This window comes from Microbispora sp. NPDC049125, assembly GCF_040802045.1.
In the GTDB taxonomy this organism is placed as follows: Bacteria; Actinomycetota; Actinomycetes; order Streptosporangiales; family Streptosporangiaceae; genus Microbispora.
This window is the reverse complement of sequence record NZ_JBEZDW010000040.1, coordinates 37,125-60,337: the sequence shown is the minus strand read 5'-3', so window position 1 is coordinate 60,337 and position 23,213 is coordinate 37,125. Positions and strand designations below refer to the sequence as shown.

Here is a 23,213-nt window from a genome sequence, read left to right as displayed (position 1 = left end):
TGGGCGACTCTACGGCAGTGACACGCGGGGCGAACCGCCTGTGCCCCCTAGAGTTGCTGATGCGTGACGAAAGGGACGAAGGGGAGGTCGGTCATGGTCAGGGCGCTCGTGTTCGACGTGGGGGAGACGCTCATCGACGAGACCCGGATCTGGTCGCGGTGGGCCGACCGGCTCGGCGTCCCGCGCCTGACCTTCATGGGCGTCCTCGGCGGCATGGCCGCGCTTGGGAGGGGGCACCAGGACGCGTTCGAGGTGATCCGGCCCGGCCTGGACCTCGACGCCGAGATCGCGGCGTGGCGGCGCGACGACCCGGACGGCCTGCGGGAGAACTTCGACGCCGCCGATCTCTACCCGGACGTGCGGGCCGGCCTCGCGACCCTCCGCGTCGCCGGCTACCAGCTCGTGATCGCGGGCAACCAGCCGCCGCAGGCGTACGACGCGCTCGTCGCGATGGACCTGCCCGTCGACTCCGTCCACACCTCCGCCGGCTGGGCGGTGGAGAAGCCGGATCCGGCGTTCTTCGCCAAGGTCGCCTCCGTGGCGGGACGCGCCCCGGAGGAGATCCTGTACGTGGGTGACCGCCTCGACAACGACGTGCTCCCCGCACGCGCGGCCGGGATGCGGACGGCGCTGCTCCGCCGGGGGCCGTGGGGCTACCTGCACGCCGAGCGCCCCGAGGCCGCCGAGGCCGACCTGGTGGTCGACGGCCTCGACGGCCTGGCCCGCCTCGTACAGCGCCTGTGACCGAGCTTGTGACCGGGCTTGTGACCGGGCTTGTGACCGGGCCTCAGGTGGTGGCGAGGGCGGTGGTGGGGGACAGGCGGGCAGCCCGCATGGCGGGGTAGATGCCCGCGACCGTGCCGATGACCAGCGTGGCGCCGATCGCGCCGCCGAACGCCCAGAGCGGCACCACGGGCGGCCATCCCCGCGACAGCGCGTAGCCCGCCGCGGCGAGCGCGCCCAGCCCCGCGCCCACGCCGCCGCCCAGCGCGGACAGCAGCAGCGACTCGGTGAGGAACTGGACGCGCACCTGGCCCCGCGTGGCGCCGAGCGACCGGCGCAGGCCGATCTCCCTGCGCCGCTCAAGCACCGAGATCACCATCGTGTTGGCGACGCCGACGCCGCCCACGAGCAGCGCCACGGCCCCCAGGCCCAGCAGCAGGTTGGTGAACGCCCCGGCGGCGGCCGCCCGGGCGGCCAGCGCGTCCGACGGCCGGCTGACCGTGACCTCGTCCGGGTTCTCCGGGTTGACGGTGCGGGGCAGCACCGACCGGACGTCCTCGACCGCCTCCTCCGCCGACCGCTCGTAGACCGTGGTGGGATGCCCGTCGAAGCCCAGGTACTTCTCGCCGGCCGGGAAGCCGACCAGCGCCGACCGCTCGATCTCCGGCGCGAGCGGCATCGGGCCGAGGATGCCGATGACCGTGAACCATCGCCCGCCCATCCACACCTGGACGCCGGTCCGCGTGACACCGAGCCGTTCGGCGGCCTTGGCGCCCAGGACGACGGCCGGCAGCCGCTCCGTGGCGGCGTTCAGCCAGGTCCCGGCCCGCACCCGGCCCTCCAGCGTGGTCAGCAGCTCTGCGCTGGACGCCTGCACCTCGATGCCCCCGGTCACCGCCTCGGAGATGTGGTTCGTCCGCCGCACGGTCGCGTCGATCTTGCCGGTGGCGGAGGCCGTGTGGACCGGGCCGATCCGCCGCACCATGCCGAGCGCCTGCTCGGGGAGCTGGGCCTCCTCCCCGAACAGCGTCTGGCCGGGGGAGACGGTGAGCAGGTTGGTGCCCAAGGTGTCGAGCTGGCGCATGAGCTGCTCGCGCGACGACGACGAGATACCGATCACCGCCACCATCGTCGCGATCCCGATGGCGATGCCCAGAGCGGACAGCACCACCCGGGCCGGCCGTGACCGCAGCCCCGCCGCCCCGACCCGCAGCACGTCGGCCGCACCGAGCCGCGCCGGCGCGGGACGCCCCGCCGCCCTGCGCGCCGTTCCCGTTCCCGTTCCCGTGCCCGCGCTCCCGCGCTCCGCCGGCTCCCGGCTCATCGCGCGGCTCCCTTCAGGATCGGCGCGGGCGGCCGGGCGCCGCTGCCCGTCCCGCTGTCGTCGACGACCCGGCCGTCGCGCATCCGCACCCGGCGGGGGCACCATTCGGCGATATCCGCGTCGTGCGTGATGATCGCGATCGTCGTGCCGGAGGCGTGCAGGCCGCGCAGGATCTCCAGCACCTCCACGCCCGACGCCGAGTCGAGGTTGCCGGTCGGCTCGTCGGCGAGCAGCAGCGGCGGGTCCCCGGCGACGGCCCGCGCCACCGCGACCCGCTGCTGCTCGCCGCCGGAGAGCTGGTTCGGCCGGTGGTCCAGCCGGTGACCCAGCCCCACCCGCTCCAGGGCCGCCGCGGCCCGCTCCCGCCGGGCCCGCCGGGGCGTGCCGGTGTAGAGCAGGCCGTCGGCCACGTTGTCCAGCGCGCTGACCCCCGGCGCGAGGTGGAACTGCTGGAACACGAATCCCAGGTCGCGGGCGCGCAGCGCGGACAGCTCCCGGTCCGACAGGCCGTCGACGTCGTGTCCCGCGATGCGCACCGTCCCGGAGGTGGGCCGGTCGAGCGTGCCGACCAGGTGGAGCAGCGTCGACTTGCCCGAGCCGGACGGGCCGACGATGGCGGCCAGCTCGCCCCGCTCCACCGCCAGGTCCACCCCCCGCAGCGCCTCCACACCGCCGCCGTAGACCTTCCGCACGCCCCGCAACTCCACGACGTACGGCCCGGCGGTCACGCCGCCCAGGGGAGCGTTCATGAGGCCGGCACCCCGACCTTCATGCCCTCGGCGAGCCCTTCACCGCTGATCTCGACCAGGCCGCCGCCGAAGGCGCCGGTCTCGACCCGCACCAGCCGGGTCCGCCCGCCGTCCTCGGCCACCTCGACGCCGAAGCCGCCCTCGCGCAGCGCGAGCAGCGCCTCCACCGGCACGGCGAGCACGTTCTCGACACGCTCGCTGACCAGCTCCACCTCGACCGGGGCCTTGTCGAGGCGCGTCTTCGGGGTCTTGACCAGCGTGATGTCCACGTCCACCGTGCTGCCCTCGCCTTCCCCGCTTCCCCCGCCGTCCTGGCCGCCGGACGAGGAGGACTCGGCCACCGTGCCGACGGAGGTGATCTTTCCGGTGACCCGCTCACCGCCGGGAAGCTCCACGGTGGCCTTGGCGCCCTTGCGGGCGAGCGCCTGGTCCTCGGTGTCGAGGTCCACATGCACCAGGCGCCGTACGCCGGTGACGGTGAGCGCGGGCCTTCCGGGCGAGGAGGGCCCGCCCACCTCGATCTTCGCGTCGGTCACCCGGGCCGTCGCGGGCAGGAACACCACCTGGGCGGAGTCCACCCGCCCGGTCTCGGGCAGCCCGGCGTCGTCCTGCCACTCCTCGACCGCCAGGCGGGTGGCGTAGCTGAAATGGTCGTCCACGGTCATCTCGTCGCCGTAGCCGAGCGCCTTGAGGTTGCGTTCGAGCTGACGGACGTCGGGGCCGTCGGAGACCCCCTGCTGGAGGGCTCGGTAGAGCGGCAGCGTGCCGTACATCAGGATGAGGGGCTTGCGGTCCACCTTGAACAGCGGACGGCCGCGCCGGACCACCGCCCCCTCCTTCGCCACCCATGTCACGATGCCGGAGGCGCCGGAGACGACCTCCCGCTCGCCGGAGTAGGTCAGCGCCCCCTGGACTGTTTTGGTGTCCACCAGGTCGCGCCGCTCGACGGGCGCCGTCGCCGCGGGACCGGACCGCGCTGCGACGGCGCCCGTCGAGCCGCTTCCGTCACCGGTGACGGACAGGGCCGTCCAGGCGGCGGCGATCGCGAGGACACCGGCCCCCCCGAAGACGAGCGCCTTCCTCACAGCTTGCCCCCGGGCATGAGCTCCTTGCAGGCCTCCTCGGCCTTCTTCATCGCCTGCTCCCCGCCCTTCTTCATGGTGAACTTCATGCGTCCGTCGGCGTCGGGGTCCGGCATGTCGACGCCGTGCTCCCGCATGCAGGCGGCGAACTTGACGAGCTGATCACGCATCATGGGGTCGCTCTTCATGGGGCCGTCGCCGACCGCGTCCTTCATGAAGTGCTCGCACTCCTTCATGGCCTTCTGCGTCTTGGCCTCATCGCCCTTGCGGGTCATGACGCGGATCCTGCCGTCGGCGTCGGGGTCCGGCATGTCGACGCCGTGCTCCCGCATGCACTGGGCGAACTTGAGCTGCGCCTCCCGCCTGTCGGCCGGGCCCGCGGCGGACGCGGACGAAGACGCCTTCGCCGCCGATCCGCTGTCGGCCACGCTCGCGACGCCGCTGTTCGACGGGGTCTGCCCGCAGCCCGCCAGACTCAGGCCCATCGCCAGCGTGGCCGCCGGCACCAGAGCGAGCCTGGTGGCCCGCCCCAGCGCCGGTCCCAGCGCCGGTCCCAGCGCCGGCCGCGCCGCCGCCTTCGCCCCGGTCCGCCCGAGCACGCGTCCTCGTCGCCGTACGTTCATCTCTTGCTCCGTCTCCCCACGGGGCGTTCGCCCGTGACGGAGGCTCACTTCAGCGGACGGGGTGCTAAACCCGGATAAGACCGTCCAGGAGTTCGGCGAAGGCGGGTACGTCTGACGGCTGCCTGGCCGCGACGCCTTATCCGGGTCTAACACGGCATAGGCCAATGTCGGAGCGGACCGGGAGGTGGGGGATGCGGGTGCTCGTCGTCGAGGACGAGGAACAGATGGCCGACGCCGTCGCACGAGGGCTGCGGCTGCACTCCATCGCCGTCGACGTGGCCTACGACGGCCAGGAGGCGCTGGAGCTGGCCGCCTACGTCGACTACGACGTCGTGATCCTGGACCGGGACCTGCCGGAGGTGCACGGGGACGACGTCTGCCGCGAGCTGAGGGCGGCGAGCGGGTCCGGCCGCATCCTCATGCTGACGGCGGCGGGCCGGGTCCGCGACCGGGTGGACGGGCTGTCCCTCGGGGCGGACGACTACCTGGTCAAGCCGTTCGCGTTCGCCGAGCTGGTGGCGCGGGTGCGCGCGCTCGCCCGGCGCTCTCCGCGGGCGGCGCCTCCCGCGCTGGAGCGGGCCGGGATCCGGCTGGAGCCCGCCCGCCGTACGGTCACCCGGGACGGCAGGCCGATCACGCTGAACCGCAAGGAGTTCGACATCCTGCGCGAGCTTCTGCGCGCCGGCGGCGAGCTGGTCTCCTCGGCGAGGTTGCGGACCGAGGTCTGGGACGAGCACGCGGACGCGGGCACCGGGGTGCTGCGCGTCACGATGACCTCGCTGCGCAGAAAGCTCGGCGAACCGCCGGCGATCGAGAACGTGCCCGGACGGGGGTACCGGCTGTGAGGCTCCCCCGGGGAGACGGCGTGCCCCTGTGGAACAAGCTGGGCCTGCGCATGCGCCTCACTCTGCTGTACGGCGGGCTGTTCTTCGTCGCCGGCTCGGTGCTGCTCTGGTTGACCTATCTGCTGACCGCCCGGGCGCTCAACCAGCAGTTCGACATCGGCTTCACGAAGATCATGACCAGCCCCGGCCCGTCGGGTACCCCGATGCCCGTGCCGCCGGAGAAGAATGTGTTCGTCCAGCAGGTGCGCAGCTCCGTGGCGGAGCGGACGGCCAGCGTTCTCGACGAGATGCTGCGGTCGTCGCTGATCGTCATGATCCTGGTCGGGATCCTCGCGGCGGTGCTCGGCTATGTCGTCGCCGACCGGGCGCTGCGGCCCCTCGACCGGGTGACCGAGACCGCGCAGCGGTTGTCCGAGAGCACTCTGCACGAGCGGATCGCGCTGCGCGGCCCCCGGGACGAGGTCAAACGGCTCGCCGACACCTTCGACGCGATGCTCGACCGGCTGCACCGGGTCTTCGACGCGCAGCGCCGGTTCATCGCCAACGCCTCGCACGAGCTGCGCACCCCTCTCGCGATCAACCGTACGGTCCTGGAGGTGTCGCTGGAGGAGCCCGCGGCGTCGGAGGACCTCAAGGCGATGGCCCGCGCGCTGCTCGGGACCAACGCCCGGTACGAGCGGCTGATCGAGGGTCTGCTGATGCTGGCGCAATCCGAGCAGGAGCCCGCCCGCAAATCCGTCGATCTGCGGCAGGTCGCCCGCACGGTGCTGGAGGAGCTCGACCTCGCGCCCCGCAAGCGGCAGGTCACCATGCGCCCCGACCTGCGCCCGGCGGTCGTCCGGGGTGATCCGCTCTTCCTGGAACGCTGCCTGTTCAACCTGCTGGAGAACGCGGTCAAGTACAACGTGCGCGACGGCGAGGTCTGGGTGTCCGTCCACGAGGAGGACGGCGCGGGCGTCGTCACCGTGGAGAACACCGGGCCGCCGGTGGCGCCGTACGAGGTGGACGACCTGTTCGAGCCGTTTCACCGCCTGCACGGGGAGCGGATCCGCTCAGCCAGGGGCTCCGGGCTCGGCCTGTCCATCGTCCGCGCCATCGCCGACGCGCACGGGGGCACCGTCACCGCCCAGGCCCGGCCGGACGGCGGCCTCAGCGTCACGGTCCGCCTCCCACGATGAGACGCCACCGCGGGCGCGGGACGGTGGTCCCCGTGGGGGCCGGCCGGGGGCGGCCGGACGGCGGTCCTGTGTGGGAAGACGCCGCGGGCGCGGCGGCCGGGCGGCTCCCGTCCGTGCCGCCCGGCCGTCAGGGGCCCGGCCCTATGACTGCTTCGCCGCCTTGATGGCGGTGAGAAGCTCCTCCTTGCTCATGCTCGACCGGCCCTCCACGCCGGCCTCCTCGGCCGCGCGCAGAAGCTCCTCCTTGCTGCGCTGCCGAGGCTTGGGCGGGGTCTGCAACTCCTCGGCCTTGAGCCGGCTGAAGACCTTGCCCAGCTTCGCCCGCTCGTCGGGCGGGACGGCCTTCTCCAGCGCGGGGAGGATCTCGGTCTCCTCCTCCTCGACATGGTGGGAGACGGCGGAGATCAGCTCCTGGAGCACGGTGTCGAACTCCGGGCCGTCGGGGTCGGCCGCCAGAAGCTGCGCGAGGATCTCCTCGGCCTCGTGGTGCTCGTCCTCGCCGTGGTGCACCTCCTCCTTCTCGTCGGGGCGCCGCTTGGCGAGAAGAGGATAGATCTTCCGCTCTTCCGCCCGGGCGTGGGCGACGAACTTCGCCGCCAGCTCCGCGAGAAGGGCCGGACGGTTCTCCGGCATCTTCTGGAGCCGCTCGAAGAGCGACTCCACGTCCCGGTGATCTTCCTTGATCATGCTGATGACGTCGCTTGCCATGGTTCCTCCTGTGCGTGGACCCGTGCGCACTACCCCGCGTAACGGGGATCACACGGGTCCCGGCGTCGTTCCCGCAGGGTGGAACCCCAAGATCTTTCAGGCCTTGGCGAGGTCGCCGTCGTACGTCAGGAGTCCGGCGTCGTCGTTCCACCGGTAGCGCAGGCCGTCGCCCTTCCGCGTGAGCGTGATGGTGCCGGGGACGCACTGGCCCGCCTGCTCGAGGCGGAAGCTGAGCGCCGAGGGGTGGACGCGGTCCAGCCGCAGCCTGCCCTCGCAGGAGTTGGCCGGCTCCTTCCAGACTCCCCTGTCGTCGCCGGCCACGAGGACGATCTCGATGTCGCTCTCGCTCATGACGATGGCGGGGGTCGGGACGATGTGGCCGCGCCACCGGCCCGCGAACGCCGCCGGGATCCGCGTGCCTCCCGGCGCCTCGGTCGCGCCGTCCGGGGACGGCTCGGGCGATGGAGTGGTCTGCTCGTACGAGTCCGTGGGGGAGGCGGTGGGCGCGGTGGAGGTGGCGGCCGCCTTCGTCTGCTGCCCCGTCCCCGGCGAGACGCTCGGTGTCGTGCCGGGCGAGGTCAGCAGGCGGGGGACCAGCAGTGCCGCCGTGACACCCAGGGCGGCCACTCCGGCGGCCACTCCGGCGAGCGCGCGGGTACGCCTGCCGCGCCGGTCTGCCCCCGGGTGCGTGGTCACGGCACCGGCCTGCCGCCCGGGTCCGGTGTCCATCGCCGCCGGAGGCGCGGTGGGATGCGTGCCCGGATGCGGGCCGGGATGCGCGGGCTGGGGACCGGTGGGCGGCCAGGACGGGTGGGCGGGCATGGCCGGCCCGGAGGCCATGGCGGACCTGGACGGCGTGGGAGGCCCGGAGGGCATGGGGGCCTTGGCGGCCGCTGCGCCGGCCCGCAGCGGGTCGGGCGCCGAGCCCACGAGCTCCAGCAGCAGGTCGCGGGCGACCGGCCGGGCCGCCGGGTCCTTCGCCAGGCAGCGATCCACCACCTGCCGCAGAGGCGGGGGGATCGCCGACAGGTCGGGGTGAGACGTCATGATCCGGTGCAGCACGGCCCCGACGCTGTCGGCCCCGAAGGCCGCGCGGCCCAGGGCGGCGAAGGCGATGGTGGCGCCCCACGCGAACACGTCCGACGCCGGGCCGGCGGGCTGACCGGCGAGCTGCTCGGGGGCGAGGTACGCCGGGGTGCCGATGGGGCCCGACGTCATGGTCTCGCTGCCGTCCTGGCGGGCGATGCCGAAGTCCACCACCCGGGGGCCGTCGGGCCCGAGCAGCACGTTGCCCGGCTTGAAGTCGCGGTGCACGATCCCGGCTGCGTGGATGGCCGTCAGGGCCGTGGCCGTGCCGACGGCCAGCCGCACCAGGTCGCCGTCCCGCAGCGGCCCGCCCGACGAGACCCGCTGCTGCAGCGAGGGCCCGTCGATGAACTCGCTCACCACGTACGGCTGCCGCCCCTCGACCACGGCGGTGACGACGCGGGCGGTGCAGAAGGGGGCCACGCCGCGCATGGCGTCCAGCTCCCGGTTGAGCCGCTCACGGACGGCCGGGCCGAGCCCGGTCTTGAGCACCTTGACGGCCACCGGGGCCCCGGCCGGCGTGTGACCGAGGTAGACGACGCCCTGGCCGCCCTCGCCGAGCCGCCCGCTCAGGCGGAACTCGCCCAGCACGCGGGGATCATCGGGCTCCAGGGGGGTGACCATGGGTCATACCGTAGCGATCTGGACGCCTCGCCGGTACGGCATCAGAGCCGGCGGAGATCCACCGTGGAGGCGAGCCTGGAGCGTCCGGCGTCGCTCATGTGAATGTGGTCGCCGGAGTCGTAGGCGGCGGCGAGCTGCTCGTGGAACTCCGGGTCCCGGACGGCCCGGTCGAAGTCGATCACGGCGTCGAAGGCCCTGCTGCCGCGAATCCAGGCGTTGACCCGCTGTCTGATCTCCTCACGCTCCGGCGTCCACGTGCCGAAGCCGTAGAACGGGGTGAGCGTGCCGCCGAGCACCTTCACCTTCCGCGCGTGCGCCAGCCTGATCAGCCGCTTGTACGCGTTGATCAGCGGCACCGCGGAGGTGTATTCGCCGCGGGAGATGTCGTTGATGCCCTCGTAGACGATGACGGTGCGCACTCCCGGCTGCGAGAGCGCGTCGCGCTCGAACCGGCTCAGGCCACTCGGCCCGACATTGGAGTACAGCAGCCGGTTGCCGGCGATCCCCGCGTTGATGATCCCCATCCGCTTCGACGCGCCCAGCCGGGCCACCCGGTGACGGAGGTAGTCGGTCCAGCGGCGGTTCGCGTCGGTGTTCTGGCCGGCCCCGTCGGTGATCGAGTCGCCGAAGGCGACCACCGAGCGCACGGTGGCCGGCGCGCTCACCGCGATCCTGTCGAGGAAGTACCACTGCGTGCTGGTGTAGGTGAAGCTGTCACCGGCCTCGTCCGCGGCGTGGTTCCCCGGGGCGGACAGGAACGTGGTGGCGTAGGCGCGCTCGTGCCCGGTGACGCTCGGGACGCTCGCCGGCACATGGAAACTGACGACCACGTTCGCGCCGCCGGAGATCCTCCCCGCGATCGGGTCGCTCCACGCGGCGCGGCGGGCGCCCACGGTCACCGTCCGGCGACCGTTGAAGGTGACCGGCCGGTTGGTGCCGGTCAGGATCTCCGCGCCGTACGCCTGGACGCCGAGATGGACGCTGCCGAACGTCACGGCGCTGGTGCCGAAGACGTTGGACAGGCGCAGCCGCATTCCCGCGCCGCCGATGCTGGTGCGCACGACCATGCGGATGGTCTGGCCGCCGACGGCCGCCACGATCCGGTCGCTCGACGCGGACCAGGTGCCCACCAGATGCTGCGAGGAGGCCGGCGGCTTGTCGGACTCGCGGGCGGAGCCTGACGCCGATCGCGCCGCGAACTCGGTCGCCGACATGGACGCGGATTCCGCCGCGCCTCCAGCGGCGCGCACGCCGGATACCCGCGCGGCCTGCGGGAGGCGATCCTGTACGGCTGCCGCCCGGGACGGCGAATCGGCCCCGCCGTCATTCGCAGAACGGGACGTCGCCGTCGTCGCGGGGAGCGCCGTCACGCCCACCCCGGCGGTCGCGACGAGAGCGAGGGCCGCCAGGGTCAACCGGTGGGCCGGCCGTGCCATCCAGATCCTCCAAGCGCATTCACGGGCGGGACCGCGGCCAAGGCGACGCCGCGGCGAACCGGTCCGCCGACGCAATACATTACGGGTCTTTGACTCGGGCCCAACGATAACGTGGCCGTGGGCGCCGGAATTCGGGCCGGTTTTGATCAGACCACACCGCGCCTCGCGTCGTTGCGGCGGCGCGGTGACCACATCGGCGCCTGGAACAGCTCGAAATCGCGCCGGTCGCCTTCGCCGACGCTCGCGTCGCCATCCATACCGGTGACATGAGTAGCGCGCCATCGCTGGTCGCGCAGGCGGCGGCCGGTATTCCCGGCGCCAGATACCGCGGTCACGCCAGAGCCGCCGCGGCGGAGCTCGCGGTCATCGCCGGTCTACCCGACTCCGCGCAACGTCTCGAGGCCGCCGTTGAAGCGGCCGCCCGAAGCGACTGGGCCGCCGAGGCGCATGCAGAACTCGCCGCGATGGGGTGCGAGTCCGCCGGCGGACGCACCGCATCCGGGACGGACGGGCCTGTACGGGGATCGCTGCGACGCTCACACTGATCCCGTGAACGTGATCGAGCCGCACGATCAGTTGCCGCTCTACCCGGGGGAGAAGGTTCTGTGGACTGACTCGCCGGCCAAACATCGGCCCTCGGTCAACGCTGGCCTGCTGGTCCCGTCGGGAATGGCGGCGGTGGGGCTGGCCTTCATGGGGCCGGCGCTATTGGCGGACTTCAGTCCGTTTCTCCTGGTCTTCATGCTTGTCTGGGAGGGCCTCGCGCTCAACATGGGCCCGGTACGGTGGCTGCGAGAGTGGCGTACGAACCGGACAGTGCGGTACGCGGCAACCGACCGCAGGGTACTGGTGACCTTCCGTAACGGCGGGCCGCGGTCGGTGAGCTACGAGTACCAGCGGCTGGGGCCGCCTCAGGTCGTCCACGGGAACATCCGGATGGAATGGCTCAGCGAGCCTGGCAAGGTGGTGCAGTTGAGCGACGTCCGTGACCCGTCGATCGTGCAAGATCTGATCACGCGCGCCCAGGCCGAGCAGCGGCATCCTCTGTGATGTTCCCGCGCGGGGGACACAGGCCGTTCGCCCTGGGTAGGCCCGCCGCACGGGCGTTGCCGCCATGTCCACTCCCAGGTCTTGCCGTACTGCCAACTCGAACGACGCCAGACAGCCTCGGCTGAGGCTGTCGCTGGTCAGTCGCCGGGCAGTCGCTGGGCAGAGATTCACTCTTCTCTCACGCTGGCGACATATCCGGACGGATAAGCTCATCGTGATGAGTGAACAAGAGCGTTGGATAGTTCTCGAAGGTGCGGTCAACGTTCGCGACCTCGGCGGGCTCCCCACGACCGACGGAGACACCACCCGCTTCGGGCGCGTTCTGCGCTCGGACAACCTGCAGGGCCTGACCGACGGCGACGTCGGCCGCCTGGTCGGCGATCTCAAGTTGAGGCACGTGGTCGACCTCCGGTCGGAGACCGAGGTCCGGCTGGAGGGGCCGGGCCCCCTCACCCGCGTTCCCGAGGTCGGCATGCACCACCTCAGCCTGTTCGCCGAGGGCGGCCGGTTCACCGATGTCGAGGCCGACACGATCGACGATCGGGCGCTGCCCTGGCAGACGGCGGATCCCACGGAGGAGGAGCTCGCCGAGCTCAAGGTGACCGGCTACTACTACAGCTATCTGCGCGACCGGCCCGATTCCGTCGTGGCGGCGCTGCGTGTGCTCGCCAGGGACGACGGTCTCGCCGTGATCCACTGCGCCGCCGGCAAGGACCGTACCGGCGTGGTCAGCGCCCTGGCGCTGGTGGTGGCCGGGGCCACCCGGGAGGCGATCATCGAGGACTACGTGGCGACCGGGGATCGCCTGGAGCTGATCCTGGCGCGGCTGCGGGCGAGCGACACCTACCGGCTCGACCTCGACTCCTCTCCCGCGGACGCCCACCGGCCCCGCGCCGAGTACATGGCGCAGTTCCTCGCCACGCTCGACCACAGGTTCGGCAGCCCGGAGGGATGGCTCGACGCCCACGGCTGGACCGCCGGGGACACCGAGGCCCTCCGCAGTCGCCTGCGCGACTGATCCCACTGCGAGCAGCGGGCCCGCGAGATCGACGACCCGTCTCGCGGGCTCCCTTTTCGGGTTTCGCGCGCCGGCGTTTCACTGGGCACAGTCCTTGTTCGATCGCCCCGCGAGCTCAGCGCCCCGCAGAACGGGCTCCTCGTTATGCCTACGAAGCCATCAGGCGCGGCCGTCCGAGGCGGGCATCGATGGTGCGGGCGGTTTCCGAAAGGCGAGAAGAGCATCTTCTCGAAATGGTTGAAATCTTTAATAATGGGGGAGTCCGTGTAGGTCCGTAGCACACGCACCCAGGGGGTAGCTGTGAGATCGACCCATCGTGCTGTCAGGTCGGCGATCGGCGTGACAACCGGGCTGGCATTGGCATTGTCCGGTGCCTTACCGGCCTCAGCGGCGACATGGACGCTTCGCGACGTCAATCAGCGGATTTGCGTCGCGGCACAATACGGTCATCCTGGCACTTACTTTTTGGCTCCCGTCGTCGGAAGCTGGTCGACGACCATCACGACCGGAGTACGGAACCTGCCCCCCGGCTCCAGCAGCGTCGGCGGCACGCCTATTCCGCCCGGCTCGAATTACGGCACGAATGTAAATGGTTTTGTTCAGGTGACAATAGCGCCTGCTCCAGTCGGAGAGTACAGCGCGGAGGTCTGGGCCTCGGATGGAGCGGAGACCCAGAGCGTCCCTGTCGCGATCAGCATTCGAGACAGTTGCTGAAAGCCGCCGCGCCGTCGCGAACGACGAGGCTCGATTCCCGCGGCATGACGGAGCAGCGCGCTGGCAGGCAAGAACGTCAGCCCCGCAGGCTCACCACTTGACCGTTCGCCGCCGACAGCCGCGCCGCCTCCAGGACGGCGAGGGTCTCGACCACGCTCTCGACGGTGACCGGCGCCGGCGCGCCGTCCCGGAGGCAGGCCACCACGCCCTCGTAGAACCGCTGGTACGCCCCCGGCTCGGTGGGCACGGCGGTGGGCTCTTCGCCCTCGGCACCGAGCTGGCCCCAGCGCTCCGGGGGTTCCGCCCCCCACGGGATGCCCGCGGTGGGACGCTCCCCGGCGCGCAGGCCTTCCTCCTGGGGGTCGAGGCCCCACTTGACGTACGCCGAGTCCGACCCGAGCACCCGGAACCGGGGCCCGAGCCGCCCGGCGACCGCGCTCATCCACAGCTGGGAGCGGGTGCCGCTCTCATGGGTGAGCGAGATGAACGCGTCGTCGTCGGCCAGCACGCCGGCCCGCCGTACGTCGGCCTCCGCGTAGACGCGTGAGACCGGCCCGAACAGCTGGAGGGCCTGGTCGACGAGGTGGCTGCCGAGGTCGTACAGCGTCCCGGCGAGGTCGTCGGGGCCGCCCGTCTCGCGCCAGCCGCCCTTGGGCGCCGGGCGCCAGCGTTCAAAACGGGACTCGAACCGGTGGACGCGCCCCAGCCGCGGCAGCAGGCGGCGCAGCGTCAGGAAGTCGCCGTCCCAGCGCCTGTTCTGGAAGACCGACAGCATGAGCCCGTGGTCATGGGCGAGCCGCAGCAGCTCGCGGGCCTCGCCGGCCGTCCCGGCGAGCGGCTTGTCCACGACGACGGGCAGCCCGGCCTTGAGCGCCTCCGTCGCCAGCGGCACGTGGGTGCGGTTCGGGGTGGCGACGACGACCAGGTCGGCGCGGCCCCACAGCTCGCCTGCCGACTCGACGACCTCCGCGCCGGGATGCTCCCGCCGTACCCGCTCGGCCTTGGCGGCGTCACGGGTGACGACGGCGGACAGGCGCAGCCCGGGGGTGGCGGCGATCAGCGGCGCGTGGAAGAACGACCCGGCGGGGCCGTAACCCGCCAGCCCGACCCGCAGGGGGGCGGGGAGACCGGGGGGCACCGGTCAGGTGTCCCGGTCGTCGCGCTCGGCCAGGAACGCCTCGAACTGGGCGGCGAGCTCCTCGCCGGTGGGCATGGGGGTGTTCTCCGCCAGCAGGCTCTCCCGCTCCACACCCGACTGGAAGGCGTCGTACTGCTGCTCCAGACCCCGGATCGCGCCCGACAGCTCGGCGGAGGCCTCGATCTGCTCCTCGATCTCGGCCAGCGTCTTGTCGGCGGCCTCCCGCAGGCCGTCCATGGGGAAGACCAGCCCGGTGCCGCGGGTGGTCGCCTCCAGCGCCGCCACCGCCGCCTGGGGATACTCCGCCTGGGCGAGGTAGTGCGGCACGTGGACCGTGTGGCCCACCGCGTCGTGTCCCTTCGCGCCGAGCCGGAACTCGATCAGCGCCGCCAGGCTCCCCGGGACCCGGACCTTGCCGAAGGGGCTGGCCTGCCCGGGCACCAGCTCCGGCTTGCTGGCGTGGGAGGTCAGGCCGAGGGGGCGGGTGTGCGGCACTCCCATGGGGATGCCGTGCAGGGTCACCAGCCTGCTCACGTTGAGCCGCGTCACGAGCATGCCGACCGCCTCGGTGAACAGCTCCCACTCACGGTCGGGCTCCGGCCCGGTCATGATGAGGAACGGCGTGCCGGTCAGGTCGTGGGTCAGGTAGACGGCCAGCTCGGGGGTTTCGTAGTCGGTCCAGCGATCGGTGTCGAAGGTCATCAACGGCCGCCGGGACCGGTAGTCGAGCAGCCGGTCCACGTCGAACGTCGCAACGACCCGGTGCTCCAGCTCGGCGAGGAGGTGCCCGAGGGCGAGCCGGGCGGCGGCGCCGGCGTCCACGAAACCCTCGAAGTGATAGAGCAGCACCGGATCGGTCAGCTCGGGGAGGTCCCCGTCGAGCCGATAGAGATCCGTGGGGTCGGACACGTGTCCCAGCCTTTCTCAAGAAGCCTTACCAACTGATACCTACTGAACCGATGGGGTGCCCTGGGGATTCCACGCGGTTGCGGTGACCCTACCCGACGGCCGCGCGGGGCTCGTCGGTCCAGGACGGGGGCTGTGGACGGAGACGGTGGCGGCAGCCGGGGGACAATGGTGCGCATGGAGCCGGATCCGGAGCTGGAAGACTTCGCCACCAGGCTGTTCGACCTCGCGCGGGCGGGGCACACCGAAGCCCTGTGCGCGTACGTCGACGCGGGGGTGCCCGCGGATCTCAGGAACCAGAAAGGTGACACATTGCTCATGCTCGCGGCCTACCACGGGCACGCGGGCACGGTGCGGGCTCTGGCCGAGCGCGGGGCCGATCCGGACAGGGCCAACGACCGGGGGCAGACCCCGCTCGCGGGCGCGGTGTTCAAGAAGGAACCCCAGGTGGTGAAGGCGCTGCTGGAGGCGGGCGCCGACCCCCTCGCCGGCACGCCGTCCGCGCTGGAGACGGCCCGCATGTTCGCCGACCCGGAGATAATCGGCCTGTTAGAGGAGTGAGTAAAGGACCGAAATATCCATAATTGCAGCGGGTATGGCGATCTGTTGCATGGGTAGTCATAGTAAGCGGATGGCTACAGTGAAAGCGGACCCCGTCAGCGGGCGCCCCCTCCGCATTCCGTCGCTCACCTGTCCCTTCCCGAGCGCGGTGAACCCGCACGTGGACGAGGTGGACAACGACACGCTGGCCTGGCTGTGCGCTTCAGGGATGATCGCCGACGATGATCAGCTGGAGCGTTTCCGGCTCGCCCGATATGGATGGCTGGGCGCCCGCACCTATCCCTACGCGTCCCGGGAGCTCTGCCAGCTCGTCACCGACTGGTGCGTCTGGCTGTTCGCCTTCGACGACGCCTACTGCGAGTCGGACCGCCGGGCCGCCGAGATCGCCCGGACCCTCCCGCAGCTCTACACGGTCGTCGAGGACCTCGACGGGGACGAGCCGGTCGAGAACGTCTTCGCCCGCGCGCTGCTCGACATCAAGGCGCGGATCACGGCCCACGGCACCCCCGACCAGCTCGACCGCTGGCGGACCATGACCAAGGACTACCTGTTCGCCCAGGTGTGGGAGGCGGCGAACCGGGAGGACGACGTCGTCCCCACCATCGACGACTACATCTTCATGCGCCGCAGGACCGGTGCGATGCTCACGGTCTTCGCGCTGATCGACGTGGCCGCCGAGGTCCGCCTCACCTCCGAGGAATGGCGCCATCCCGCCGTCCACGCGCTGACCGAGCACGCCAACGACGTGGTCGTGTGGGACAACGACCTCATCTCGTACGCCAAGGAGCGGAGCGAGGTGAACATCCGCAACAACCTGGTCAGCGTGCTGGTCGGGCACACCGGCTGCACGATCCAGGAGGCGATGGACCGGATCGGGGTGATGCGCGACGAGGCGATCGCCTCGATGGTGGCGCTCCGCCCGGTGACCGACGCGCTCGGCTCGCCCGCAGTGTCCGCGTACGTGCGGGGCCTGGAGTACTGGATCAGCGGCAGCGTCGACTACTCGCTCACCAGCTCCCGGTACGTCGCGGCCTGGAGCTGAGCCCTCCGGTCACTCCGGCCGTCACTCCGGCATGGCGTGGAAGTCGTCGAAGTCGTCCAGGGCGTACTCGATGAGGTCGGACAGACCCAGCCGGGTACCCCTGGCGTACGCCTCCTCGTAGGAGGTGTCGCCGATCAGCTTCCTGCACTCCTTGACGCACTGCTCGTGCTCCGCGGTGAAGAACGGCGATCCGAACTGCGGGAGCCCGAACGTCCGCCAGTTGGCCTGGGCGGCTCCGAGCAGCATCGCGGTGCGCTCGGGCCAGCCCAGGTCGAGGCTGAGGCCGGCCAGCGTGTCGACGCACAGGACGACGCCGAGGACGTCGTGGAAGTGGCGCTTGATCCGCAGGGCCTCCTTGCAGCTCACCAGCGCCTCGTCGCGGCGGCCGGTGGCGCGCTGCACCAGGGAGGTGACGTACCACGCGTAGGAGCGCAGCCACAGCTCGCCGCGCTCCTGGCAGACCTTCAGGCAGTCGATGAGCAGCGTCTCCGCCTCCATGAAGTCGCCCTGGGCGAGCAGCACCATGGACAGCTCGACGATCGCCGGGAGCAGCCCGGGGTTGAGCTCGCGGCCGCCCCGGTGGAACTCGATGGCGACCCCGAGCAGCGCGGTCGCCTTCTTCGCGTCGCCCTGCAGCATGGCCGCCGTGCCCTGCATCTTGGTGGCCAGCAGGACGGCGACCGAGTCGCCCACCCGCACCGCGTCGGTGCTGCACTGCTCCGCCGCCGACAGCGCGCCCGCCATGTCGCCCTGGGCGCTGCGGACGTAGGCGAGCACCCACAGGGCCTTGCAGCGCTCCTTGCTCGGGGCGGGGCACGCCTTGAGCGCGCGCTCCAGGTACAGCGCGCCTTCACGGGAGAAGCCGCAGGCCACCCAGAGGAACCACAGGCTCGCCAGCAGCTCCAGCCCGACGCGCTCCTCGCCCCGGTTCGTCATGCAGTAGTCCAGGGCCACCCGGATGTTGTCGTGCTCCTGGCGCATGCGGGTGAACCAGTGCACCTGGCGGGGGCCCGACCACGAATGCTCGCTCCGCTCGGCGAGCTGGAGGTAGTAGTCCCGGTGGCGGCGGCGCAGGCCGTCCGTCTCGCCGAGCTTGTCGAGCCACTCCCCGCCGTACTGCCGCAGGGTGTCGATCAGCCGGTAGCGCTGGCCCGCGGGGGTGGCGAAGCTCAGCAGCACGGACTGGTCGACCAGGCCGGTGACGACGTCGAGGATGCGCTCGGCCGGCAGGCTCTCACCGGCGCAGACGTACCGCGCCGCCTCAAGCTCGAAGTCGCCGGCGAAGACCGACAGCCTGGCCCAGAGCAGCCGCTCCGCGGGCTGGCACAGCTCGTGCGACCACCCGATCGCGGCACGCAAGGTCTGGTGCCGCGGCAGCGCCGTACGGCTGGCGCCCGAGAGCAGGCTGAACCGGTCGGCGAGCAGCGCGAGGATCTGCTCCACCGACAGCGTCTTCAGGCGCACGGCGGCGAGCTCGATCGCGAGCGGGATCCCGTCGAGGCGGCGGCACAGCTCCGCCACGGCGGCCACGTTCTCCTCGTCCACGACGAAGTCGGGGGCCACGGCTGAGGCGCGCTCGCTGAACAGCTCCACCGCCTCGTTGGTGAACGGGTTGTCCGCCGGGTCGTCGCCGGGGACGGACAGCGGCGGGACGGACAGCGTGTACTCGCCGGGCGCGTTGAGTGAGCGGCGGCTGGTCGCGAGGATCCGGAGGTTGGGAGCGACGTTGAGCAGCTCCTGCGTCAGCTCGGCGCACGACTCGACGAGATGCTCGCAGGTGTCGAGTACCAGCAGGATCTCCCGGTCGGCCAGCCATTCCGCCAGGGTGTCGGAACCGCCTCTCGGCGACTGGTCGGCGATGCCGAGCGCGGCGGTGATCGTGTGGTGCACCATCGCCGGATCCTGCAGGCGGGCCAGGTCCGCGTACCAGACGCCGTCGGCGAACTGCCGGCGCACCTGGTGCGCGATGCGCAGCGCCGTGCGCGACTTCCCGACGCCGCCGATTCCGGTGACCGTCACCAGGCGGGACTGCTGCAGCCGCTGCCTCAAGGAGGCGAGCAGCCGCGTGCGGCCGACGAAACTGGTCAGCTCTACGGGCAGGTTGCCATCCTGCCGCCATCCTGCTGGCGTAGCCATGCCGCCTCACGGGGGGGATTCGTCCGGCGTGCTGTCTCCTCCGGCATCGTACCTTCGCAACACGGCACGTGTCCGGGCGTACGGCCTGGGCGCATCCCCTCCCCGGCCGCCGGGCGCGGGGGGCACGGGGCGGGGGGCGTTACGATTGGCGGCGTGAGTGAGCACCATCCGGATGACATGCGTCCGGTGGACCTCTTCGAAGAGGGGCTGCCGGTGCTGCCCGACCAGACCAGCGACGACACCGACCTGGGCTGGGGCGAGTGGCGTTCCGACTCCGACGTCTCGCACTACCTGGAGGAACGCCCGCCCCACTGGGGCTGACGTCATCTCGCGGGCTGCGACACGGAGCTACGCGGAGCTACGACACGACGTCCTTGCGCCGGAAGCGGCGGAAGGCGAAGGCGATCAGGACGGCCGAGTACGTCACGGAGATCGCCGTGCCGTTGACCATGCCGCCGTACTGGGGCTGCGGGGCGAGCGCGTCCTGCCAGGCGGTGTTCCAGTACGTGGGGAGGAACTCGCGCAGCGAGCCCAGCGCGTCCACCGCCTGCAGGATGCTGCTCACGATGACCAGGCCAACGGCGCCGCCCACGGCTCCCAGCGGCGAGTCGGTGCCGACCGACAGCAGGAACGCCAGCGACGCCACCACGAGCTGGCTCACCATGGCGTACGCGATGACGACGGCGAACTTCGGCAGCACGTCGGCGGCCGGGATGATCTCCCCGGTCCCCGGCACCTGGATGTCGTTCCAGCCGAAGGCCAGGGTGCCGGCCAGCAGCGCCATCAGCGGCACCACCGTTACCGCCGCGGCGGAGTAGGCCAGCGCCACGATCAGCTTCTGGCGCAGCAGCCGGTCGCGGGGCACCGGCGCGGCCAGCAGGTAGCGCAGGGACGACCAGCTCGCCTCGCTCGCGACCGTGTCGCCGCAGAACAGGGCAACGGCGACGACCAGCAGGAAGCTCGCGGAGACCGACAGCGCGAAGGCCGCGAAGTTGAGGCCGCCCTGGGTGGCGAGGTCCGACAGGCGCAGCCCGCCCCGCCCGCTCTGGCCCGGCCCGAACTGGAACGCCACGACCAGGATCCACGGCAGCGCCAGCAGCAGGCCGAACATCCCGATGGTCCGGCGCCGCCTGAACTGCCGGACGAACTCCACGCGTAGCGGCAGCGTACGGCCGGGGGAGTACCCGGGCGCGTGACCGGAGGCCGTGGGGGGCGCGGGGGGCGTGGAGGGCGTGGAGGGCGCGGACAGGCCCGGCGCGGTGGCGGCCCCCAGGCCGCCGTTCATCGCGGGCTTCGGCGCGGGGCTCATCGGGTCTCTCCGATCAGATCGAGGAACACGTCCTCCAGCCGGGAGCCGGAGCCGCCCGCCGCGGTGCCGGCGCCGAGGAGGTCGCCGACCGGCCCGGCGGACACCAGCCGGCCGCGGTGCATGACCACCACGTGGCTGCAGGTCTGCTCGACCTCGCCGAGCAGGTGGCTGGAGACGATCACCGTGCGGCCCCGCTCGGCGTACGCCCGCAGGACTCTGCGCATCTCGGCGATCTGCGGCGGGTCGAGCCCGTTGGTCGGCTCGTCGAGGACCAGCAGGTCGGGCAGGCCGAGCATGGCCTGGGCGATGGCCAGCCGCTGGCGCATGCCCTGCGAGTAGGTGCGGACCGCGCGGTCGAGGGCCGCGCCCAGCCCGGCGATCTCCAGCGCCTCGTCGAGGTGGGCGTCGGCGGCGGGACGCCCTGTGGCCCGCCAGTACAGCTCCAGGTTGGCCCGCCCGGACAGGTGCGGCAGGAACCCCGGCCCTTCGACGAACGACCCGAGCCGCGACAGGACGGGCGCGCCCGGCACCACCCGCGTCCCGAAGATCCGGATCTCGCCCTCGTCGGGGTGGATCAGGCCCATGAGCATCCGCATCGTGGTGGTCTTGCCGGCGCCGTTCGGCCCGAGCAGGCCGAGGACCTGGCCCTTCTCCACCCGGAAGGACAGGGCGTCGACCGCCCGCTCGCCGTTCCTGTAGCGCTTGCCGAGGCCGCTGATCACCAGCGGCACTTCGGCGTCGTCCGTACGGCCCCCGCTCTCGGGAGCGGCGCGCCGGACGCGGCCGGTCAGCAGCAGCGCGACGGCGATCAGCACGGCGGCGAGCGGCATCGCCCAGGTCCACCAGGCCGGGCCTGCCGCGGGCGCCGTCAACTCCGGGTCGGCAGGGAGCGTCAGCCCGGGAGAGCCGAGCCCGATCCTGAAGACGGCCGGGGCCGCCGGAGTCGCGTACGCCAGGTCGGTCGTGGACAGGACCACCCGGAGCCGGTGGCCGGTGTCGAACCGCCTGTCGATGGCCGGCAGGGTCACGGTGACCGGCGTCCCGGCCTCGGTGGCCTTGACCCGCAGCGGCGCGACCAGGCTCGACGGCAGCACAGGAAGGCTCCCGCCGGAGGAGTCGTACAGCTTGGCGAACAGCGTCGCCTCGCCCTCGCCGTACACCTTGATGCCGATAGTGGGGCTGCCGGTGACCTGGGTGGGCTTCGTGAGCGGCGCGGACTGGAAGGCGGCGGCCTGGCCCGGCATGTCGATGGCCACCGACACCCCGCCCGCGCCTGCGCCGCCGAGCAGCCCGCCGACGCCGGGGACGGACGAGATGGAGGCGGGGGAGCCGCCCGCCGGGTTGGCGACCGGCTGCACGGGGCCGGACAGGGCGATCGTGGTCCGGGTGGCTCCGGACAGGCCGGGGTAGCGGCCGGCGGTCGCGTGCAGCAGGACGGGCTGCCGCGTGCCCGGGTCCCGCCCGCCGTCCCTGGTCACCTCGAACGCCTCGCGGCCGGCCGTGCCGCTCGCCGTGCCCGCGCCGGTGGCGGGGTGCCCCGCCGGTGCCCGCTTCAGCCAGTGGTCGAACCAGCCCGCCGTACGGTCGAACACCCAGTCGGGCTCGCTGTCGCCGCCGTCGTGGCCGCCGTTGAACCAGGCCACCTCGACCGGAGCGCCGGTGGCGGCGATGGCACGGGCGTTCGCGTCGGCGTGGGAGAGGGGGAACAGCGAGTCGTGCTGCCCCTGGATCAGCAGCGTCGGGATGCCGATCTTCCCCGGCACCGAGACCGGGCTGGACCTGCGCAGCAGGTCGACCGCCGCCGGGGTGGCCCGGCCGGTCTCGGCCACGTCCTGGTACATCTGGCAGATGGCCGGAAGGAAGCGGCCGCACTGGACGAACGCCGCCGCGTCACCCGGGTCACCGGTCGCGTCCGCGCCGGTCGTGCCCGCGCCGGTCGTGCCCGCGCCGGTCGTGCCCGCGCCGGTCGTGCCCGCGCCGGTCGTGCCCGCGCCGGTCGCATCGGCCGGTGCGGAAGGCGTGCCCTCGGAGCCCTGGGCCGTGCCGCCGGTGCCCTGGGCGGCCCCGGCGAGGCCGGACAGCCCGGCCGCTCCCGTGCCGCCGTCCGGCGCGAGCAGGCCGGCTCCCGAGCTGAAGAAGATCCCGGCCCACATCTTCTTGAACACGCCGTTCAGCGGTCCCTTGCCGGTGGCGTCCGGGAAGAGCGCGTCGGCCAGGTCGTTCCACGTGATCTGCGGGACGATCGCGTCGATCCGGCTGTCGTAGGCCGCGGCCATGAGAGCGATGGCCCCGCCGTACGAGCCGCCGGCGATCCCGACGCGCGGGTCGCCGGCGGCGTCGAGTCGCACCTCGGGCCGCCTGGCCAGCCAGTCGACGAGCTGGCGGACGTCCTTGACCTCGTAGTCGGGGGAGTTCAGCGCGATCTGGCCGCCGGAGCGGCCGAATCCGCGAGCCGACCACGTCAGCACCGCGTAGCCCTCCCCGGCGAGCCGTGACGCCTCCTCGCGCACGCTCTCCTTGCTGCCGCCGAACCCGTGGGCCAGCAGCACGGCGGGCGCCCTGCCTCCGCCGGCGGGCGGGAAGAAGCTCGCGTCGAGGGTCACCCGCTGGTCGTTCGCCGGTCCGTCTACCACGGGGATCGTCAGATCTGCGCCCTTGACCGTCTCAGCGGAGGGCCACAGGGCCCACGCCAGGCCGCCGGCCACCAGGATGATCAGCGCGACCGCTGCTGCGAGGGCCCGCCGCCCGCCTGGAAACGTCATATCGCGATGTTACTTTCCACGGCTGAGAGGTAGCTGAGGAGCCCCGTCCGGGCCGTCCCGGCGCCGCGTCCGAGGGCTGTCCGGGGGGCTGTCCGGGGGCCGTCCGGGGGGCCGCAGGGCGGCGGCGTGCGCAATCGTGATGATGGATCGGGGTAAACCCCGATTGCGCCCCGGGTTTGCCGACGGCATCATTTCGCGC

Annotated in this window: 21 protein-coding genes; 9 read left to right on the top strand and 12 right to left on the bottom strand. The window is 72.3% G+C overall.

All coding sequences use genetic code 11. The features are described from left to right. Positions 1–93: 93 nt before the first annotated feature. On the top strand, positions 94–744 hold the full coding sequence (locus AB0B72_RS33350; protein ID WP_367743318.1) for an HAD family hydrolase: 651 nt from the start codon (positions 94–96) through the stop codon (positions 742–744). Positions 745–787: 43 nt separating this feature from the next. Here the strand turns inward: AB0B72_RS33350 and AB0B72_RS33345 are convergent, their stop codons facing one another. Genes AB0B72_RS33345 through AB0B72_RS33330 form a run of 4 tightly spaced genes read right to left on the bottom strand, consistent with a single transcriptional unit; the run spans position 788 to position 4,501 of the window. After that, a complete protein-coding gene (locus tag AB0B72_RS33345; RefSeq protein WP_367743317.1) occupies positions 788–2,047 on the bottom strand; it encodes an ABC transporter permease in 1,260 nt (419 codons plus the stop codon). Next, a complete protein-coding gene (locus AB0B72_RS33340) occupies positions 2,044–2,796 on the bottom strand; it encodes an ABC transporter ATP-binding protein (RefSeq protein WP_367743316.1) in 753 nt (250 codons plus the stop codon). Before AB0B72_RS33340 ends, AB0B72_RS33345 begins: the two co-directional genes overlap by 4 nt. Further along, positions 2,793–3,881, bottom strand: coding sequence for an efflux RND transporter periplasmic adaptor subunit (locus AB0B72_RS33335; protein ID WP_367743314.1), 1,089 nt, complete (start codon positions 3,879–3,881; stop codon positions 2,793–2,795). Before AB0B72_RS33335 ends, AB0B72_RS33340 begins: the two co-directional genes overlap by 4 nt. Continuing rightward, entirely contained in the window at positions 3,878–4,501 is a 624-nt protein-coding gene (locus AB0B72_RS33330; RefSeq protein ID WP_367743312.1) for a hypothetical protein, read from the bottom strand. Before AB0B72_RS33330 ends, AB0B72_RS33335 begins: the two co-directional genes overlap by 4 nt. 191 nt (positions 4,502–4,692) lie before the next feature. On the opposite strand from AB0B72_RS33330, the gene AB0B72_RS33325 reads away from it, so the two are divergent. Further along, complete coding sequence (locus AB0B72_RS33325; RefSeq protein ID WP_367743345.1) at positions 4,693–5,346, top strand: response regulator transcription factor; 654 nt, start codon at positions 4,693–4,695, stop codon at positions 5,344–5,346. Positions 5,347–5,366: 20 nt separating this feature from the next. Further along, positions 5,367–6,524: a sensor histidine kinase gene (locus tag AB0B72_RS33320; protein WP_367743311.1), complete on the top strand. Its 1,158-nt coding sequence runs from the start codon at positions 5,367–5,369 to the stop codon at positions 6,522–6,524. A 141-nt stretch (positions 6,525–6,665) separates the two neighbouring features. On the opposite strand, the gene AB0B72_RS33315 is transcribed toward AB0B72_RS33320, so the two are convergent. From AB0B72_RS33315 to AB0B72_RS33305, 3 genes are all read right to left on the bottom strand, one after another. Next, positions 6,666–7,232: a hemerythrin domain-containing protein gene (locus AB0B72_RS33315; protein ID WP_367743310.1), complete on the bottom strand. Its 567-nt coding sequence runs from the start codon at positions 7,230–7,232 to the stop codon at positions 6,666–6,668. Between the two features lie 96 nt (positions 7,233–7,328). Continuing rightward, entirely contained in the window at positions 7,329–8,942 is a 1,614-nt protein-coding gene (locus tag AB0B72_RS33310; RefSeq protein WP_367743309.1) for a protein kinase, read from the bottom strand. Positions 8,943–8,983: 41 nt separating this feature from the next. Beyond that, on the bottom strand, positions 8,984–10,378 hold the full coding sequence (locus AB0B72_RS33305; RefSeq protein ID WP_367743308.1) for an SGNH/GDSL hydrolase family protein: 1,395 nt from the start codon (positions 10,376–10,378) through the stop codon (positions 8,984–8,986). 549 nt (positions 10,379–10,927) lie between these two features. On the opposite strand from AB0B72_RS33305, the gene AB0B72_RS33300 reads away from it, so the two are divergent. The 3 genes from AB0B72_RS33300 (at position 10,928) to AB0B72_RS33290 (ending at position 13,160) form a co-directional block, all read left to right on the top strand. Beyond that, positions 10,928–11,428 (top strand): hypothetical protein, encoded by a 501-nt coding sequence (locus tag AB0B72_RS33300; RefSeq protein ID WP_367743307.1) that lies wholly within the window; start codon positions 10,928–10,930, stop codon positions 11,426–11,428. A 217-nt stretch (positions 11,429–11,645) separates the two neighbouring features. Further along, complete coding sequence (locus AB0B72_RS33295) at positions 11,646–12,446, top strand: tyrosine-protein phosphatase (protein WP_367743306.1); 801 nt, start codon at positions 11,646–11,648, stop codon at positions 12,444–12,446. A 300-nt stretch (positions 12,447–12,746) separates the two neighbouring features. Next, positions 12,747–13,160 carry a DUF5980 family protein gene (locus tag AB0B72_RS33290; protein WP_367743305.1) on the top strand — a complete coding sequence of 138 codons (414 nt, stop codon included), beginning with the start codon at positions 12,747–12,749 and terminating at the stop codon, positions 13,158–13,160. A 76-nt stretch (positions 13,161–13,236) separates the two neighbouring features. On the opposite strand, the gene AB0B72_RS33285 is transcribed toward AB0B72_RS33290, so the two are convergent. Next, a complete protein-coding gene (locus tag AB0B72_RS33285; RefSeq protein ID WP_367743304.1) occupies positions 13,237–14,298 on the bottom strand; it encodes a Gfo/Idh/MocA family oxidoreductase in 1,062 nt (353 codons plus the stop codon). A gap of 3 nt (positions 14,299–14,301) precedes the next feature. Next, positions 14,302–15,207, bottom strand: coding sequence for a proteasome assembly chaperone family protein (locus AB0B72_RS33280; protein ID WP_367743303.1), 906 nt, complete (start codon positions 15,205–15,207; stop codon positions 14,302–14,304). 165 nt (positions 15,208–15,372) lie between these two features. Here AB0B72_RS33280 and AB0B72_RS33275 point away from each other — a divergent pair, with 165 nt between their 5' ends. Both AB0B72_RS33275 and AB0B72_RS33270 read left to right on the top strand, forming a co-directional pair. Then, entirely contained in the window at positions 15,373–15,765 is a 393-nt protein-coding gene (locus AB0B72_RS33275) for an ankyrin repeat domain-containing protein (RefSeq protein WP_367743344.1), read from the top strand. Between the two features lie 70 nt (positions 15,766–15,835). Then, positions 15,836–16,807, top strand: coding sequence for a 4-epi-cubebol synthase (locus tag AB0B72_RS33270; RefSeq protein ID WP_367743301.1), 972 nt, complete (start codon positions 15,836–15,838; stop codon positions 16,805–16,807). Between the two features lie 21 nt (positions 16,808–16,828). Here AB0B72_RS33270 and AB0B72_RS33265 read toward each other — a convergent pair whose 3' ends face one another. Continuing rightward, positions 16,829–18,943, bottom strand: a complete 2,115-nt coding sequence (locus tag AB0B72_RS33265) for an ATPase (RefSeq protein ID WP_367743299.1) — start codon at positions 18,941–18,943, stop codon at positions 16,829–16,831. Positions 18,944–19,096: 153 nt separating this feature from the next. On the opposite strand from AB0B72_RS33265, the gene AB0B72_RS33260 reads away from it, so the two are divergent. Beyond that, a complete protein-coding gene (locus tag AB0B72_RS33260) occupies positions 19,097–19,264 on the top strand; it encodes a hypothetical protein (protein WP_367743297.1) in 168 nt (55 codons plus the stop codon). Positions 19,265–19,301: 37 nt separating this feature from the next. On the opposite strand, the gene AB0B72_RS33255 is transcribed toward AB0B72_RS33260, so the two are convergent. Continuing rightward, positions 19,302–20,252 (bottom strand): ABC transporter permease, encoded by a 951-nt coding sequence (locus AB0B72_RS33255; RefSeq protein WP_367743296.1) that lies wholly within the window; start codon positions 20,250–20,252, stop codon positions 19,302–19,304. Next, positions 20,249–23,014 (bottom strand): alpha/beta fold hydrolase, encoded by a 2,766-nt coding sequence (locus tag AB0B72_RS33250; RefSeq protein WP_367743295.1) that lies wholly within the window; start codon positions 23,012–23,014, stop codon positions 20,249–20,251. Before AB0B72_RS33250 ends, AB0B72_RS33255 begins: the two co-directional genes overlap by 4 nt. Between the last annotated feature and the right edge of the window lie 199 nt (positions 23,015–23,213).

Excerpts from the sequence above, each read along its gene's own strand:
- AB0B72_RS33350 (WP_367743318.1), top strand. The coding sequence starts at position 94 with ATGGTCAGGGCGCTCGTGTTCGACGTGGGGGAGACGCTCATCGACGAG.
- AB0B72_RS33345 (WP_367743317.1), bottom strand. The coding sequence starts at position 2,047 with ATGAGCCGGGAGCCGGCGGAGCGCGGGAGCGCGGGCACGGGAACGGGA.
- AB0B72_RS33340 (WP_367743316.1), bottom strand. The coding sequence starts at position 2,796 with ATGAACGCTCCCCTGGGCGGCGTGACCGCCGGGCCGTACGTCGTGGAG.
- AB0B72_RS33330 (WP_367743312.1), bottom strand. The coding sequence starts at position 4,501 with ATGAACGTACGGCGACGAGGACGCGTGCTCGGGCGGACCGGGGCGAAG.
- AB0B72_RS33325 (WP_367743345.1), top strand. The coding sequence starts at position 4,693 with ATGCGGGTGCTCGTCGTCGAGGACGAGGAACAGATGGCCGACGCCGTC.
- AB0B72_RS33315 (WP_367743310.1), bottom strand. The coding sequence starts at position 7,232 with ATGGCAAGCGACGTCATCAGCATGATCAAGGAAGATCACCGGGACGTG.
- AB0B72_RS33310 (WP_367743309.1), bottom strand. The coding sequence starts at position 8,942 with ATGGTCACCCCCCTGGAGCCCGATGATCCCCGCGTGCTGGGCGAGTTC.
- AB0B72_RS33305 (WP_367743308.1), bottom strand. The coding sequence starts at position 10,378 with ATGGCACGGCCGGCCCACCGGTTGACCCTGGCGGCCCTCGCTCTCGTC.
- AB0B72_RS33295 (WP_367743306.1), top strand. The coding sequence starts at position 11,646 with ATGAGTGAACAAGAGCGTTGGATAGTTCTCGAAGGTGCGGTCAACGTT.
- AB0B72_RS33275 (WP_367743344.1), top strand. The coding sequence starts at position 15,373 with ATGGTGCGCATGGAGCCGGATCCGGAGCTGGAAGACTTCGCCACCAGG.
- AB0B72_RS33270 (WP_367743301.1), top strand. The coding sequence starts at position 15,836 with ATGGCTACAGTGAAAGCGGACCCCGTCAGCGGGCGCCCCCTCCGCATT.
- AB0B72_RS33265 (WP_367743299.1), bottom strand. The coding sequence starts at position 18,943 with ATGGCTACGCCAGCAGGATGGCGGCAGGATGGCAACCTGCCCGTAGAG.
- AB0B72_RS33255 (WP_367743296.1), bottom strand. The coding sequence starts at position 20,252 with ATGAGCCCCGCGCCGAAGCCCGCGATGAACGGCGGCCTGGGGGCCGCC.
- AB0B72_RS33250 (WP_367743295.1), bottom strand. The coding sequence starts at position 23,014 with ATGACGTTTCCAGGCGGGCGGCGGGCCCTCGCAGCAGCGGTCGCGCTG.